Below are 16,033 nucleotides of genomic sequence, written 5' to 3'. Positions count from 1 at the left end.
CACGCGGCCGTTGCGACTTCGGCTATCCCTATTTCTTCCAGCGCGTCTTTGATGGCTATCAATTTCATCGGGATTGCGATTTGATCCAGATCAAATCTCCGTACCCACGCTCTTGCCGTGCCAGGCAGGGCAGTTTGTGGATTTGTTTCGGACGGCATTTTCGGCCCGCCGCTTGAGCGGGCTTTCTGCGGCCATCGCCTTCCGTCTCGGCGGACGGTAGGCCACCATACCCATTGCTGTCAGGCAACACCCAATCGGCAGATTGCCGCCGACTCTTAGGGTGGTGTCGTCGGGCTGGTAGAACTGACATTCAGGACAAAGGAGTAGCACGCTTCGAGCTGTTCCCGGAATTCCGCCGCTAGCTCGATGCCACAATTCAAAGCTACCCACCCTCAAGCTATCCCACTGCATCGCAGTACATCAGGACATTCGTTACTCGTCGCGCTGTCTCTGGCCCCCGGCTGTGGTGGCTGGAAAAAAGTCGCACCTGAATAGATGGCATCCGGCACCTGATGTCGGGTTTTGTTAGATACGCGACACGGCCTTGATCAGCCAATCTTTAGTTCTGCCTTGAGCCAAAGCGCTGAAAGGCAATTGAAAAATTTCTTTCCGGCCAAATCAATCAAATTGGCATGAACTTTGAAGTTCTTCTTGCGGGGCGGCAAGGACTGTCGGCCGGTTTCTTTGGTGACCGCCATGGAGCGGAGGAAATCAAAATGCATCTGTGCTCAGAACGCATTTACCGGAAGAGAGGTACCCGTGAAAATCCGATGTCGACCGGAAGGGCGGGCGAGGCATCCAAGAAATTTCGACTTCGGCCAACAAAGCAGCGTGGATTTCGAGCCGCACGGCGATCTGATCGCTGCATCGCATGTCATTGGCGCCTCGCGCTGCTGAGATTGGAAATCTGGCGCTCAACGATTTTGCTCGCTCCCTCTCCGAGGAGAATTCGTTCTCGGCGAAGGGGCTTTGATGACAGGAGAAAAGCAGTGGCTACCATTAGGGTTCCAGAACATGTCCCTCCCGAAATGGTGAAGGACTTCAGCCTGTTCACGTCGCCCGGCATGGAGCGCATGCCAAATGGGGATCCGCACGCAGCTGTCGCTTGCCTCCATAATGGACCGAGAATTCTTTTATTCTCCCTGCAATACGCGCGATGGCCGAGGTACCTGGGTCATCGTTCGCGCTCAGGACCAACGCAAATTGCTGCAGGACACCGGAACCTTTTCCAGCCATCGGAGCCTTTTCGCCTCGGCGCTTGGCGAAAACTGGCCGCTGATCCCGCTTGAACTCGACCCCCCGGCTCACAGCGTGTTTCGCTCACTTCTCAATCCGCTGCTTTCGCCCAGGCGGATAATGGAGCTTGAACCGGCGGTCCGTGATCGGGCGATTGCGTTGATTTCCAAGATTTCCGCGTCGAGCACAAGCTGCGACATCTTGACGGACTTCGCCTTTCCTTTTGCGGTTAGTATCTTCCTCCGTTTGCTCGGCTTATCCGATGAGCGCCTCAATACATTCGTGGGCTGGGGGAAGGACCTGCTCCACGGCGACGGCATCAGACGAACCGCAGCCGCCCGAACAATTTTGGCGTTCATCGATGAACTTGCAGCGATGCGCCGCAAAGAACCGGCCGACGATTTCATGACCTTCGTCGTGCAGGCAAAGGTCGACGGCCGCCTGTTGAGAGACCAGGAAATCCATGGAATAGGCGTGCTTCTATTCGTCGCGGGACTGGACACCGTGGCAACGGCGATCGGCTTTGACCTGGCCTATCTCGCGCGCAATCCGACAGAACAGGAATTGCTGCGGAGCAAACCGGATCGAATTGTGCTCGCAGCCGAAGAACTGCTTCGCGCCTATTCGACCGTGCAGATGATCCGTGTGGCGACGAAAGATATCAATTTCGAAGGCGCGCCGATCCGTAAGGGTGACTACATTTCCTGCGCCACGATGATTGCCAATCGTGATCCGGTGGAATTCGAAAATCCGAACACGATCGATTTGGCACGAGAAGACAATCGCCACACCGCTTTTGCGTACGGTCCCCATCGCTGTCTTGGATCACACCTTGCCCGGCGAGAGATCATCATCGGCCTGGAGGAGTGGCTGTCGCGCATCCCTGACTTCCGTATCAAGGATGGTACGGCGCCCATCACCTATGGGGGCCACGTGTTTGGAATGGAGAATCTGATCCTGGACTGGTCCTGATAATTGAGAGGAGGAAAGACATGGAGTACCGTATGCGCGTCATAGTGCACACTTCCAAATGCCAAGGTCATGCAAGATGCTGGGCCCAAGCGCCCGAAATATTCAATCTTGACGACGAGGGATACATACTGCCCGGTGCAATCGATGTCGAGGAGAGGGACGAACTGTTCGCGTCGCGAGGCGCTCGATCCTGCCCTGAACGTGCGCTGGAGATAGATTGCGTTTCGGATGCGTTGCTCGATCGCCTTTTGTTCAACCAACATTGTGGGGGTTGAAACGCAACGCAACTGGTGCATGACGGCGCCGTCGCTGTCCAAACACCTTACCCGCAGCTCTCCCATTGGTGTCTACTTCTAAGGGCAGTTGTTTACATGCATGCCTAAGCAGAGGGAGGGTTTTTCCTTACGTCAGCCGAGCAGTTGAAAGCTGGCTGCGTCACTGGATGGGTAAGCGCCCCGATATCAGATGTGCGACAAGCGATGAAACACAAAAAAAAATTACCGAATTGCTCGACCGCGAGGCGCTCCGCGACTGCCTCTATCGGTATTGCCGCGGGATAGACCGCGCCGATGAAAGGGCGCTGCGCAGTTCCTACTGGCCCGATGCACGTGACAATCACGGGACCTATCCCGGTTCGGCCGAGGGCTTCATCGAGTTCGCCCTTGGTGTCTTCAAGACGGGACCGCGCAACATCCATCAAATCACGAACATTCTGATTGAGTTCAGCAGCCCGGAAAAAGCCGCCGTCGAAAGTTACTTCGCCGCACTGCAACGCGCACCGGACAAGGCCGGAACGCTAAGTCAGGCCCTGATCTGCGGCCGCTATTGCGATCTGTTCCTGAAAAAGGGAGGGGATTGGAGAATTGCCGAACGGACGGTGGTCTATGATCTAGTCGAGGAGCAGATCTTGGCCGCGGCATCCGAGACTGAGCAGTTCGGCCACCGGCAGCCGATCGGAGCATCATGTCCCGATGACCCCGTCTACGCATTTAGGAAGACTGCATTCCTTCAAGAGGATGAAAGTGAGACTTGATCGATCAGGATTCAGCCTCGAGATCGTCAACGTTGGTCAGGGAACTTTTACGTGCGCATGCCGATGGTTTCGGAACTTGAACGCGCGGGCAAGATAGACCTCACCGCGGTGCGCAGCCGGGTGCCAATGGGTCGCGTGGCGCGTCCAGACGAAATTGCCCGAGCGGTGCGCTTTCTCGCCAGCGCGCAAGCGTCACCGGGTCTGTGGTGACCGTCGACGGTGGCTGGAGATCGTTTAATAACCGGGGTAGGCGCACCCGCCATGCCCGGGACGCCACGAGCCGAACTCTTCCCTCCTGCCGAGCACTCCACCGCGCGAATTGCGCTTGTCATGGCGGGGCGGACTGCATAGGCGCTGCCGTTGTGCGCCGCTTTGCGGAAAACGGCGACGCGCTTACCAGAACACTGCCGGAGCTGCTCGGAGTTTTCTCCCTCGTCTGCGGTTGATTGGCGCGCATGCGGCGCTGCCGATTTGTTGAAACGCGACGCGATATTGTTCGGGCGCTGTTGATGCAGTTGCATTTAGGCTCCGAGCAAATAGGAAAACTTTTCCTAGGCTCTTTTTGCAGCTGGCACGATTTTTGGATCTACCACATGCCGAGAGATTGGAGTTTTGTTTATCAGCAATGGGCGCCGAGTCGACCGTAATGGTGAAGTGGGGCTTCATACGACCGTATGGGCCTCCCGAAGCCGCCTTATACTTCTTGACAAGCTGGAAAATCGCCAGCGAGGGTTGGGCCAAATGAAAGGCTCGAAGAGGAGGAAAAGAGCATGAACGGCGTTATGTTTCGGACCGTCCACCGCGGTTCTGCCATTGGCGAAGAAGACGTCAAACTGCAACAAGGGCGACGTGTGTCTGTCCCGGCTGCAAATTCAGGTGCGATGTCGCCCCTCGTACCGAGTGAGGTCGCTCGTGCACTACTTTAAGCCGTTATTAAAGCGTTCTCATCAGGTGTTTGTAGCCGACGACGGGAGTATCTGGATCGGGAAGGAATCCCAGAAATCAAGAAAGATCATCCAATCTCCTCCGCCTTGGGTCGCCGGTTTGGTTTCGAAACTGGACGGCGAGTATACACTACCAAGGATACTGAGCGAGCTTAAATCAGAACGGTATGACGTCACCAAATGCGACGTTCACGATTTCGTCTCTGCCCTTGCTAGCTGTGGCCTCATTGAAGAGAGCTGAGCCACTTAAGTTGGAGACTGGGGTCAATCGGGCAATGGTTGCCCCATGTCCGGCCGCGGCGTTGGAACTGGCTAAAAGGGTTTCTCATCAAGGGCGATCACGCAACGAGCGTTCGACGACAAAATGGGGTTTCGATGAAAGAGATCATGCGGAAGATTGTCGAACAGCCCTTTGATGTCGAATTCCAGAACCCAATCGTACTTCCAGCACCGCTGACGCGTTACCCCAACGGCATCCAAAGCCGACTTCATCGGCCTGTAGCCATAGGAGTCTCGCAAGAAGAGCGGCCCTAAATCCGGCTCAATCATCTGCTTGACCACCATCTGCGCGATCCGATCACTGACCGTCGGCACACCCAAAACCCTTTCGCCTCCGGTCTTCTTTGGAATGGAGACGACGCGCACCGGCGGCGGAAAGTAAGCCCCAGCCACCACGGCTCTTTATCGCAGCAGTTCGGACTGGTTTGAGACCCGCTCCTGAAAGCCGATCCCGGAGGGCCATCCTCCATCATTCACGCAGCTTCACGTTACGGGGTTAGCTCATACTGAACTCCTTCCGTGCCTCTGCAGCACACTTTCGTCGATGAAGATCAGCTGTTCTGGATCGAGATCAGTTGGCCGTCGAACCAGACACGCCGGCGCTTTAGGACATCCGGCTGGTTCCGCAAAGCCAATTTTTTCGCCGATACCAAGCTCGACGAATACCTCAAAGCCCTTTTCTGTGTAGTACGGCACTTCATTCGGCACGATCATAGTGCGGAATTCAGAAGGGTATTTTTCGCGCACGAAAACGATTTGTCTAGACATGTTCCGCCTCGATTTCGGATAATACTTTCGGTTAAAGCGCTTCCACAATATTTGGATGCGTTATTCTTGTTCCAAGAAGTGGTGTAGCTGGATTTCCTAGCCATCGGTGATTTCCGGTAGGGTCGGGTTGCTTAGAGCCAACCTGAGGGACACCACCGATGACCGACGACATGATGAACCTGCGCTCACTCGTTGAGAAGAGCGCCGATGCCGATTTGCTGCGCGAGATGATCGGCTTTACTGCCGAGAAGCTGATGGCGCTGGAGGTCGGCACGAAGACCGGCGCGGGCTATGGCGAGAAGAATGGCTTCCGACTGGCCCAGCGTAACGGCTATCGCGACCGGGATTGGGAGACACGGGCGGGCACCGTCGAGCTGCGCATTCCCAAGCTTCGCACAGGCAGCTATTTCCCGAGCTTTCTCGAACCACGCCGGATGGCCGAGAAGGCCCTGACGGCGGTCATCGAAGAAGCCTATATCCATGGCGTTTCGACCCGATCCGTCGATGACCTCGTCAAGGCCATGGGCATGAGCGGCATCTCCAAAAGCCAGGTATCCCGGCTGTGCGAAGAAATCGATGAGAAGGTGAAGGTCTTCCTCGACAGGCCCATCGAAGGAGAATGGCCCTACCTGTGGATCGATGCGACCTCCCTCAAGGTTCGGCGCGGTGGTCGTATTGTCTCCGTCGCCGTAATCATCGCCGTCGGCGTCAACACCGACGGTCGACGCGAGGTGCTCGGCACGTCCGAGGCCGAGGCGACCTGGACGGAGTTTCTTCGAAAGCTGACCAGGCGGGGTCTGCGTGGCGTGAAGCTCGTTGTCTCCGATGCGCATGAGGGCATCAAGGCCGCAGTATCGAAGGTGCTCTCCGCCACCTGGCAGCGCTGCAGGGTCCACTTCATGCGCAATGCCTTGGCCCATGCTGGAAAGAGCGGACGCCGAGTTTTCTCCGCCTTCATTGCCACGGCCTTCGCTCAGGACACGCCGGAGGCGGCAAGCACTCAGTGGCGCAACGTCGCCGACCAGATCAGGCCAAAGGTACCGAAGCTCACCAGTCTTATGGACAGCGCCGAGCAAGACGTGCTCGCCTACATGTCCCAAGCAGCATTGGGCCAAACTTCACTCGACCAACCCGATTGAGCGATTGAACGGCGAGATCAAGCGGCGGACAGAGGTCGTCGGCATCTTCCCCAACGACGACGCCATCGTGCGCCTGGTCGGTGCGCTGCTGCTCGAACAGAACGATGAATGGGCCGTCCAGCGATCCCGCTACATGACACTTGAGACAATCGCCACAATGAGCGATGATCCCCTCATCAGCCTGCCAGCAGCAAGCTGACACTCATCCGGCTGGGATGAGCCGTGGTCGTCTAAGCTACACCACGTCCTGGGACATGATCCGCTTCTTGCTTTTGCATTGGGTGTGCAGGCGGCATAGCCATGATCTCCTTGGTGGCTTGGAGAATATCCTTTACGGAGGCTTCGTCTGGGCTTGTACCGCCGGCAATTGGATAGATCTCAGAGGATTCGCCAAAATTCCTTAACAACGACAGCATGGGACCGGGCGACACCGCCCAATCCAAATAGGTATATTCATTCCCCTGAACCGTGTTTCTCAAAGGGTGTTGGACGGCCCAGTTCATGCTGATTGTGATCAGAGAGCCCGTTTTCCGCCAGCATTCTAAGGCCGAAAACAATTGCTGCCTTTCAGCAGCTCCCTCGCCCATACCAAATAGGAGGGATACCCCAACCTTGATTCCGGCTTCGGACAAGATCTCAACTGCTTTGTCCGCGCGTTCCATCCACGAACCCTTCTTGGTGGCGATGTTCTTGTGAAGACCTCCAACAAGTTCTGGGCGCGGTGTCTCGACCCCGATGAAAAGATATCCAGGCCCATGCGGCCTAGTCTTCGTGCAAGGGCTGGGTTATTGACAATTTGGTCAATGGTCGCTTGTCCGCCAAGCCGCACAGGATTTTCGAGTGGGTCGAATACCTTTTCAAACTGGGCTACGAGGGCCGAATTCCATCCAAGAAGAGTTGAGTCTTCAATGAACGCCGAGACAGGAAAGTTTTCGCCGTAATCTGCCTTGACTACGCGGCGGGCTGCTGCGAGTTGGCCGCATAACCGGTGGGGGCTTATCTTGAACTGTCGAGGAGGCCCGCCAACGCTGATCCTCTCACTGCAGAAGATACAATCATAGATACATCCACGCCCGATGTCGCTGAAGACGTGCGCGGTAGGCGCGCCACCAAACACGTCAAAGCTAGTTGTAACTCCGAACATTTCGGCTGGGGATGGCATCCCATTATAATCGAGCGGCATGCCCGAAGAGCACACAGTGTGGACCTGATCGTCCATGATTGTGCCGGCGATCCAGTGCCCCGGGGTGGTCGTCAGGTGGCCCAATGAGAATTTCGCCTCCCTTGGCGAAAAACCTCTTGCTTCCAAGGAAGCTACGACGCACCCAATTTCCGCGATAAAGTGTTCACCATCTCCGGAGAGCGCGATGTCGAAACAGCTGGAAACTTTTCCGTCAGCAATTAGCCGCAGAGGGGACGCTAGATGATGTCTTACACGATTTTCGTCATCCCGATATATTGTTTCGGTGGCGTGGCGACCGCCAAGAACGATACAAACGTCATCGCCTAGAAACTCTCTGATGTATTTCGCTGTCTCAATCGCACCACGGAAGCATATCGACATCGCTCCTATGAGAACTAAATTGGGCCGGACCCGGACTAATAGCGGCGTTAGCCTTCGCTGCACATCGTCCCTGTCAGATAGCAGAAGCGTTGATTGTCGCCTGTCACTCCTGGTGCCGCGCCAATTGCTTTCGCCCCATGCACCTTCCGCCTTGGATGCCAGTGACGCAGCATATCTGCAGGCATTGTAGAGGCTTGCCGGATCGGCGCTTGATAATGCCATTTCGCCCGCCTCGCCGTGAGAAAACTGGGGAGCAGAACACGCGATTACACGTAAGCCCACGGGCTTCCTCCACTATCTGTAATATTTTTTGAAATGATTCGGGCGGTTAAGCGATCTTTTCTCCGGTATTAGACTCGGTCGTATCCGATGGCATAAGTATTGATACAACAAATAGGGCTCGTATAACCGCGAAGCACGCAGAATACACCAAGTGGTAATGCCCGGTATATTTGATAATCCGTCCTCCGCCGAAATTGCCTAAGAGCCCGATTTAAAAGAAGTTGAGCGATAACAGTCAGTTGTGATTCCCTATTGGTGCTAAATCAAATGGGGTTTCGATGAGCTGGACTGCTATCGCTCGCCGTGAGCATAACCGAGACGTGCTTCGTTTTCCAAGTGATTTGAAGGACCGGGAATGGGCGTTGATCAAACCGCTGATCCCGCCAGCGCGTCGTGGCGGGCGGCGTCGGACGACGAATATGCGCTCGGTCGTGGAGGCGATCCTCTATATCGCCTCGAGCGGCTGCCAATGGCGCATGCTGCCGGGCGATTTTCCGCCGGTTTCGACAGTGCGCGGTTATTTTTATGCTTGGCGCGCGATCGGACTGTGGCAGAGCATCAACCAGCTTCTGGTGATGGCGGCGCGGGAAATCGAGGGACGGGAGGCGCAACCGACGGCAGGGATTATCGACAGCCAAAGCGTAGCGACGGCGCACCCCATGTCCTCAAGGCGATCCGCCGCCGTTTTCCGTGGCTGCGCCACATCTTCGCCGATGGTGGCTACGCCGGAGCCAAGTTGAGGCGAGCAATGTGCGGCCATGGTGACTGGACGATCGAAATGGTCAAGCGTTCGGATCACGCCAAGGGCTTCGTCGTCCTGCCCAAGAGATGGGTGGTGGAAAGAACTTTCGCCTGGCTTGGACGCTGCCGCCGTCTCGCCAAGGATTGGGAGAAATCGATCGAAAGCGCAACCGCATGGGCGCAAATCGCTTCAATCAGAATGCTCACAAGGCGCATCGCAAGATAGGATATACGAATGAACTTTTGAATCGGGCTCTGAGACGCGGGTGCGCTACGGCTATCGCCGCGTGCATGTGCTGTTGGAACGCGAGGGTTGGGGCACCAACATCAAGCGAACCTACCGCATTTACAGGGACTTGGGGCTACAGTTGCGGAACAAGACACCGAAGCGGGGGGTAAAAGCCAAGCTTCGCGAGGATCGGCACATGGCCGTCGGACCCAACGACGTCTGGGCGATGGACTTCGTTCACGACCAACTCGCAACGGGTAAGAAACTGCGCGTGCTGACGGTGGTCGACACCTTCTCGCGCTACGTGCCGGTGCTTGATCCACGTCATAGCTATAGAGGCGAAGACGTTGTGCAAACCCTTGAACGGGTGTGCCAAAAAGCCGGCTATCCGAAAACGATCCGTGTCGACCAAGGGACCGAGTTCGTGTCGCGCGACTTGGACCTGTGGGCCTATTCCAAGGGTGTGACGTTGGACTTCTCACGCCCCGGCAAGCCGACTGATAATGCTTTCATCGAAGCGTTCAATGGCCGCTTCCGTGCAGAATGCCTGAACCAGCATTGGTTCCTGACCCTTGCGGATGCCCGCGAAAAGATGGAGGATTGGCGTAGATACTACAATGAGGAAAGACCTCATGGTGCGATCGGCAACAAGGTGCCGATCTCGTTGGTGAATTCGGGAGGCGCAACCAGCCCGCCTCCCTGAATGAAGCCGGAAAACTCTAGCATCCGGTGGTCCAACGTTTGGGAGCGTTTCAAGACCGCCGAGGCTCTAATCGCCGTCAGTGGCAGGTCAGGATCGAAAGCTTCAACATTTTTCGATTGGGAGCTGGGTGCGATTGTCTCCAGTTTTCGGATCCGTTGTCCTGCTGATAGTCGCGGTCGACCTAGCGGTGCAAGTGATGCCATCACGACACCGTCTGTCGGCTTTGTCTGATCGGCGACATTAGGTTTGTTTGGCAGTTTCCTGTGGTGGTTCGGAGTAACTTTCTGAAACCCAACAAAAGGATCTTTCCTTTGGCTCGATCGGCCCACATGGCACGGGTTTTGAAGATTGCCATGCGAGGCGGCGCGAGCTGCCTGCCTTTTACTCAGCGATGGATGGAACGAAAGAAGGAAGGCGATATGTCAGATTTGCGTCAAATCGCATTTTACGGCAAAGGGGGGATCGGCAAGTCCACCACCTCCCAAAATACGCTCGCAGCGCTTGTCGACCTCGGGCAGAAGATCCTGATCGTCGGATGCGACCCGAAAGCCGACTCCACCCGGCTGATCCTGAACGCCAAAGCACAGGACACGGTTCTGCATCTGGCAGCGCAGGAAGGTTCGGTGGAAGACCTTGAGCTCGAGGACGTGCTCAAGGCCGGCTACAAAGGCATCAAGTGCGTGGAGTCCGGCGGTCCGGAACCGGGCGTCGGCTGCGCCGGGCGCGGCGTCATCACCTCGATCAATTTCCTTGAAGAGAACGGTGCATATGACGATGTCGACTACGTCTCCTATGACGTGCTCGGCGATGTGGTGTGCGGTGGCTTTGCGATGCCGATCCGTGAGAACAAGGCCCAGGAGATCTACATCGTGATGTCCGGCGAGATGATGGCGCTCTATGCCGCCAACAACATCGCCAAGGGCATCCTGAAATATGCCCATTCCGGCGGCGTGCGGCTCGGCGGCCTGATCTGTAACGAGCGCCAGACGGACCGCGAGCTCGACCTCTCCGAGGCGCTGGCTGCCAGGCTCAATTCCAAGCTCATCCACTTTGTGCCGCGTGACAACATCGTCCAGCACGCCGAGCTCAGGAAGATGACGGTGATCCAGTACGCGCCGGAACTCCAAGCAGGCCGGGGAATATCGGGCGCTAGCCGAGAAGATCCATGCCAATTCGGGCCAAGGGACCATTCCGACCCCGATTACCATGGAAGAGCTCGAAGACATGCTGCTCGACTTCGGCATCATGAAGAGCGACGAGCAGATGCTGGCCGAACTACAGGCCAAGGAGTCAGCGGTGGTTGCGGCTCAATAACTGCCGCTGTCGACAGGACGCGCTGGCCCTTGCGCCAGCGCGTCCTTCCAAGAAAGCCGCTTCGGCGACGACGACCTAACCCGAACCTTGAAAGGGGGCAGGGGCCCATGAGCCTTGATTACGAGAATGACAGCGTTTTGCATGAACAGCTCATTGCGGAAGTATTAGCGCAATATCCAGACAAGGCGGCGAAGCGCCGCAAGAAGCACCTCAGCGTCGCAACGAGCGGCGACGAGCCTGGCGATGAGCCGAAGGCCCTTTCCGAATGCGACGTCAAATCGAACATCAAGTCCATTCCGGGCGTGATGACGATCCGCGGCTGCGCCTATGCCGGTTCCAAAGGCGTGGTATGGGGGCCGGTCAAGGACATGGTCCACATCTCGCACGGGCCGGTCGGTTGCGGTCATTATTCCTGGTCGCAACGCCGCAACTACTACGTCGGCCTGACGGGCATCGACACGTTCGTGACGCTGCAGTTCACCTCAGACTTCCAGGAAAAGGACATCGTGTTCGGCGGCGACAAGAAGCTTGAACAGGTCATCGACGAGATCGAGGAGCTTTTCCCCTCAACAACGGCATCAGCGTGCAGTCGGAATGCCCGATCGGGCTGATTGGCGACGACATTGAGGCGGTGTCGCGCAAGAAGGCCAAGGAGCACGAAAAGACGATCGTGCCGGTACGCTGCGAGGGCTTCCGCGGCGTCTCGCAATCGCTCGGCCACCACATCGCCAACGACGCCATCCGTGACTGGGTTTTCGACAAGAACGAAGTCGAGTTTGAGACCGGCCCTTACGATGTCAACGTCGTCGGCGACTACAATATCGGTGGCGACGCGTGGGCTACGCGCATTCTATTGGAGGAGGTGGGGCTGCGCGTGGTCGGCAACTGGTCGGGTGATGCCACGCTCGCTGAGGTCGAGCGCGCGCCAAAGGCCAAGCTGAACCTCATCCACTGCTACCGCTCGATGAACTACATCTGTCGGCACATGGAGGAAAAATACGGCATCCCGTGGATGGAATACAATTTCTTTGGTCCGTCCCAGATCGAAACCTCCCTGCGCGAAATAGCCAAGCACTTCGGTCCGGAAATCGTCGACAAGACCGAGGCTGTCATCACCAAGTACCGGCCCCTGGTCGATGCTGTCGTCGACAAGTACCGGCCGCGCCTCGAAGGCAAGACGGTGATGCTCTATGTCGGCGGCCTGCGTCCTCGCCACGTCATCACGGCCTATGAGGACCTCGGCATGCGGATCGTCGGCACCGGCTACGAGTTCGCCCACAACGACGACTATCAGCGCACCGGCCATTATGTGAACAAGGGTACGCTGATCTATGACGACGTGACCGGTTACGAGCTGGAAAAGTTCATCGAAGGCATCCGCCCCGACCTTGTTGGGTCCGGCATTAAAGAGAAGTATCCGGTGCAGAAGATGGGCATCCCCTTCCGCCAGATGCACTCCTGGGATTATTCCGGCCCGTATCACGGCTATGACGGCTTCGCCATATTCGCCCGCGACATGGATCTGGCCATCAATAATCCGGTGTGGGATCTCTACGACGTCCCCTGGAAAAAAGAGGCCGCGCCAGCTGAGGCGGTTGCGGCCGAATGAGAGCCTGGCCTGTCTTGGGAAGGGGCAGGCCAGGCTCTTCCCATCGGACTTGATCCGCACTCGTGACAGATGACATCCCATTGCCGCCACCGGTGCGGCGCGATGAAAAGAAAGGTGCTTACTATGCCGCAGTCGGCGGAAAAAGTTCTCGACCATGCTCCCCTGTTCCGCGAGCCGGAATACAGGCAGATGCTCGCCGAGAAGAAAGCCAATTTCGAATGCCCCCACCCGGATCAGGTCGTTGCCGATCAAAACGACTTCACGAAGACCTGGGAGTATCGCGAAAAGAACCTGGGCCGCGAAGCCCTGGTCGTGAACCCGGCCAAAGCCTGCCAGCCGCTCGGTGCCGTCTTCGCAGCCGCAGGCTTTGAGCAAACGATGTCCTTCGTCCATGGCAGCCAGGGCTGCGTCGCTTATTACCGTTCGCATCTGTCGCGTCACTTCAAGGAGCCTTCATCGGCGGTCTCGTCCTCGATGACGGAGGACGCGGCAGTGTTCGGCGGGTTGAAGAACATGGTCGACGGGCTCGCCAATACATACAAGCTCTACGATCCGAAGATGATCGCCGTCTCGACCACCTGCATGGCCGAAGTCATTGGAGACGACCTCCACGGCTTCATCGAAAACGCAAAGAACGAAGGGTCGGTCCCGCACGACTTCGATGTTCCTTTCGCCCACACGCCTGCCTTCGTCGGCAGCCACGTCGATGGCTATGACGGCATGATCAAGGGCATTCTGGAGAACTTCTGGAAAGGCAACGAGCGGAAGGAGGTTGCTCAAGCCATCAACATCATTCCCGGCTTCGACGGCTTCTGCGTCGGCAACAACCGCGAACTGAAGCGCCTGCTCGACATGATGGGCGTATCCTACATCTTCATCCAGGATGCCTCCGACCAGTTCGACACGCCGTCTGACGGTACGTACCGCATGTATGACGGCGGCACGAAGATCGAGGACTTGAAAACGGCGTTGAATGCCGAAGCGACCCTGTCGCTGCAGCACTATAACACGCGCAAAACGCTGGAATATTGCAAGGAGGTCGGTCAGGTTACGGCTTCGTTCCATTATCCGCTGGGTGTTCAGGCGACCGACGAATTCCTGATGAAGGTCTCGGAGATTACCGGCAAGGAAATTCCTCCGGCAATCGGCCTGGAACGCGGCCGTCTCGTCGACGCTATGGCAGATAGCCAAGCCTGGCTGCACGGGAAGAAATACGCGATCTACGGCGATCCTGACTTCGTCTACGCCGTTGCCCGGTTCGTCTTGGAAACCGGCGGTGAGCCGACCCACTGCCTTGCTACCAACGGCACGTCGGCCTGGGAAGCCGAGATGAAGGCGTTGCTCGCATCCTCGCCCTTCGGCAAGGATGCCCAGGTCTGGGCGGGCAAGGACCTGTGGGCGTTGCGCTCGCTGCTCTTTACCGAGCCGGTTGATCTTATGATCGGCAATTCCTATGGCAAGTATCTCGAGCGCGACACCGGCACCCCATTGATCCGGCTGACCTTTCCGATATTCGACCGGCACCATCACCACCGTTTCCCGCTCATGGGCTACCAGGGCGGCCTGCGCGTCCTGACGACGATCCTCGACAAGATCTTCGACAAGCTCGATCGCGAGACGAGCGAGCCGGGTGTGACGGACTATTCTTACGACCTGACCCGCTAGGAGCGGCGGCGGTCGGCCTTGTGAGGCCGGCCGCCTTCATCTGAACTTGGAGACCGCAATGCCCTTGCTCAATGCTAAAGTCCAGGATGTCTTTGACGAGCCTGCCTGCGAGAAGAACCGCAGCAAGGATTCCAAGGCGCGCAAAAACGGCTGTTCGAAGCCGCTGATCCCGGGGCGGCAGCCGGCGGATGCGCTTTCGATGGCGCCAAGATCGTGCTGCAGCCGATCACCGACGTCGCGCACCTGATCCATGGGCCTCTCGGCTGTGAGGGCAATTCCTGGGACAACCGCGGATCGGCTTCCTCAGGTCCAACGCTCTGGCGCACCAGTTTCACGACCGACCTCACTGAAACCGAAGTGGTGATGGGGCACGGCGAGCGGAAACTTTTTAAAGCAATCCGCGAGATCAAGGAGGCCCATGCTCCACCGGCGATTTTCGTCTATTCGACCTGTGTGACAGCATTGATCGGCGACGACATCGAGGTCGTCTGCAAGCGGGCCGCGGAAAAATTCGGCCTTCCGGTGGTGCCGGTCAACGCACCGGGCTTTGCCGGCTCCAAGAACCTTGGCAATAAGCTCGCCGGTGAAGCGTTGCTCGATCATGTGATCGGCAGCGTAGAGCCGAACGACGTGACCGCCTACGACATCAATATCATTGGTGAGTTCAACCTATCCGGCGAGTTTTGGCTGGTAAAGCCGCTTCTTGACCGGCTGGGGATCAGAGTAAGGGCCTGCATTCCAGGAGACGCCCGATATCTTGACATTGCTTCTGCGCATCGCGCCAAGGCGTCCATGTTGGTGTGCTCGACAGCACTCATCAACCTCGCCCGCAAAATGGAGGAGCTGTGGGATATCCCGTTCTTCGAAGGCTCCTTTTACGGAATTACCGACACCTCGGAAGCACTCAGACAGATCGCCAAGCTGCTCGTGATGCAGGGGGCGGATCCCGAAATCCTCGAGCGCACCGAGGCATTGATCGCGGAGGAGGAGGCGATTGCCTGGATGAAACTCGCAGCATATCGACCAAGGCTTGAAGGCAAGCGCGTGTTGCTCAACACCGGCGGCGTCAAGTCCTGGTCGGTTGTCCATGCGCTGATGGAGGTGGGCATCGAGATCGTGGGCACCTCGGTCAAGAAATCCACGCCTGAAGACAAGGAACGTATCAAGCAACTCCTGAAAGACGAAAACCACCTGTTCGAGTCAATGGCGCCGCGCGAGCTTTATAACATGCTCGCCGACGGTAAAGCCGACATCATGTTGTCTGGCGGGCGCACGCAATTCATCGCGCTGAAGGCCAAGACACCTTGGCTCGATATCAACCAGGAACGCCACCACCCCTATGCCGGCTATGACGGCATGGTGGAGCTCGTTCGCCAGATCGATCTTGCTATTCACAATCCGATCTGGATGGAGGTGCGGGAGCCGGCACCGTGGGAATGCCAGCATGCGGTGGAAGAAGAACTGACGAATACCAAGAGCGAGAACGAGACTGGGTACGTCTTGCAAAACTTTGTCGGCGCGGTCGCCGGCAGCTTCTGCAAGCGTTGAGGAAAGC

Annotated in this window: 7 protein-coding genes and 9 pseudogenes; 12 read left to right on the top strand and 4 right to left on the bottom strand. The window is 57.2% G+C overall.

The window, feature by feature from the left end; all coding sequences use genetic code 11:
• Positions 1-548 precede the first annotated feature (548 nt).
• Positions 549-722, bottom strand: coding sequence for a hypothetical protein (locus tag MHI61_RS01270; protein WP_010009909.1), 174 nt, complete (start codon positions 720-722; stop codon positions 549-551).
• Between the two features lie 306 nt (positions 723-1,028).
• On the opposite strand from MHI61_RS01270, the pseudogene MHI61_RS01265 reads away from it, so the two are divergent.
• The 5 genes and pseudogenes from MHI61_RS01265 to MHI61_RS32730 all read left to right on the top strand — a co-directional run bounded on the left by MHI61_RS01265 (position 1,029) and on the right by MHI61_RS32730 (position 4,426).
• Positions 1,029-2,208: pseudogene (locus MHI61_RS01265) on the top strand (cytochrome P450).
• Between the two features lie 20 nt (positions 2,209-2,228).
• Positions 2,229-2,483, top strand: coding sequence for a ferredoxin (locus MHI61_RS01260; RefSeq protein WP_004678571.1), 255 nt, complete (start codon positions 2,229-2,231; stop codon positions 2,481-2,483).
• 167 nt (positions 2,484-2,650) lie between these two features.
• A complete protein-coding gene (locus MHI61_RS01255; RefSeq protein ID WP_011053426.1) occupies positions 2,651-3,241 on the top strand; it encodes a nuclear transport factor 2 family protein in 591 nt (196 codons plus the stop codon).
• Between the two features lie 48 nt (positions 3,242-3,289).
• Positions 3,290-3,636, top strand: a pseudogene (locus MHI61_RS01250) (SDR family oxidoreductase); the annotation flags it as partial.
• Between the two features lie 454 nt (positions 3,637-4,090).
• Positions 4,091-4,426, top strand: a complete 336-nt coding sequence (locus MHI61_RS32730) for a hypothetical protein (RefSeq protein ID WP_011053424.1) — start codon at positions 4,091-4,093, stop codon at positions 4,424-4,426.
• Positions 4,427-4,566: 140 nt separating this feature from the next.
• Here MHI61_RS32730 and MHI61_RS01245 read toward each other — a convergent pair.
• Both MHI61_RS01245 and MHI61_RS01240 read right to left on the bottom strand, forming a co-directional pair.
• Positions 4,567-4,854 (bottom strand): annotated as a pseudogene (locus MHI61_RS01245) (reverse transcriptase domain-containing protein); the annotation flags it as partial.
• Positions 4,855-4,965: 111 nt separating this feature from the next.
• Entirely contained in the window at positions 4,966-5,232 is a 267-nt protein-coding gene (locus MHI61_RS01240) for a hypothetical protein (RefSeq protein WP_164736476.1), read from the bottom strand.
• Positions 5,233-5,390: 158 nt separating this feature from the next.
• Between MHI61_RS01240 and MHI61_RS01235 the strand changes: the two are divergent.
• A pseudogene (locus MHI61_RS01235) lies at positions 5,391-6,570 on the top strand (IS256 family transposase).
• A gap of 31 nt (positions 6,571-6,601) precedes the next feature.
• Here the strand turns inward: MHI61_RS01235 and MHI61_RS01230 are convergent.
• Positions 6,602-7,033, bottom strand: coding sequence for a hypothetical protein (locus MHI61_RS01230; protein ID WP_239789226.1), 432 nt, complete (start codon positions 7,031-7,033; stop codon positions 6,602-6,604).
• Between the two features lie 1,462 nt (positions 7,034-8,495).
• Between MHI61_RS01230 and MHI61_RS01225 the strand changes: the two are divergent.
• The 6 genes and pseudogenes from MHI61_RS01225 (at position 8,496) to nifE (ending at position 16,026) form a co-directional block, all read left to right on the top strand.
• Positions 8,496-9,184, top strand: a pseudogene (locus MHI61_RS01225) (transposase).
• A 31-nt stretch (positions 9,185-9,215) separates the two neighbouring features.
• Positions 9,216-9,890, top strand: a pseudogene (locus MHI61_RS01220) (IS3-like element ISRel21 family transposase); the annotation flags it as partial.
• A gap of 419 nt (positions 9,891-10,309) precedes the next feature.
• Positions 10,310-11,204: pseudogene (gene nifH / locus MHI61_RS01215) on the top strand (nitrogenase iron protein).
• A gap of 107 nt (positions 11,205-11,311) precedes the next feature.
• A pseudogene (gene nifD / locus MHI61_RS01210) lies at positions 11,312-12,813 on the top strand (nitrogenase molybdenum-iron protein alpha chain).
• Between the two features lie 123 nt (positions 12,814-12,936).
• The gene (nifK, locus tag MHI61_RS01205) at positions 12,937-14,478 is read left to right on the top strand and encodes a nitrogenase molybdenum-iron protein subunit beta (RefSeq protein WP_004677342.1); all 1,542 of its coding nucleotides are present in this window, start codon (positions 12,937-12,939) and stop codon (positions 14,476-14,478) included.
• A 58-nt stretch (positions 14,479-14,536) separates the two neighbouring features.
• Positions 14,537-16,026, top strand: a pseudogene (gene nifE, locus MHI61_RS01200) (nitrogenase iron-molybdenum cofactor biosynthesis protein NifE).
• Positions 16,027-16,033: the final 7 nt, after the last annotated feature.

The organism is Rhizobium sp. K102 (assembly GCF_022385315.1).
GTDB classification, from domain to species: domain Bacteria; phylum Pseudomonadota; class Alphaproteobacteria; order Rhizobiales; family Rhizobiaceae; genus Rhizobium; species Rhizobium croatiense.
Note: the sequence above shows the minus strand (reverse complement) of the source record. Positions and strands in the feature narration are given on the sequence as shown.

Excerpts from the sequence above, each read along its gene's own strand:
- nifK (WP_004677342.1), top strand. The coding sequence starts at position 12,937 with ATGCCGCAGTCGGCGGAAAAAGTTCTCGACCATGCTCCCCTGTTCCGC.
- MHI61_RS01240 (WP_164736476.1), bottom strand. The coding sequence starts at position 5,232 with ATGTCTAGACAAATCGTTTTCGTGCGCGAAAAATACCCTTCTGAATTC.
- MHI61_RS01260 (WP_004678571.1), top strand. The coding sequence starts at position 2,229 with ATGGAGTACCGTATGCGCGTCATAGTGCACACTTCCAAATGCCAAGGT.
- MHI61_RS01230 (WP_239789226.1), bottom strand. The coding sequence starts at position 7,033 with ATGGAACGCGCGGACAAAGCAGTTGAGATCTTGTCCGAAGCCGGAATC.
- MHI61_RS01255 (WP_011053426.1), top strand. The coding sequence starts at position 2,651 with ATGGGTAAGCGCCCCGATATCAGATGTGCGACAAGCGATGAAACACAA.
- MHI61_RS01270 (WP_010009909.1), bottom strand. The coding sequence starts at position 722 with ATGCATTTTGATTTCCTCCGCTCCATGGCGGTCACCAAAGAAACCGGC.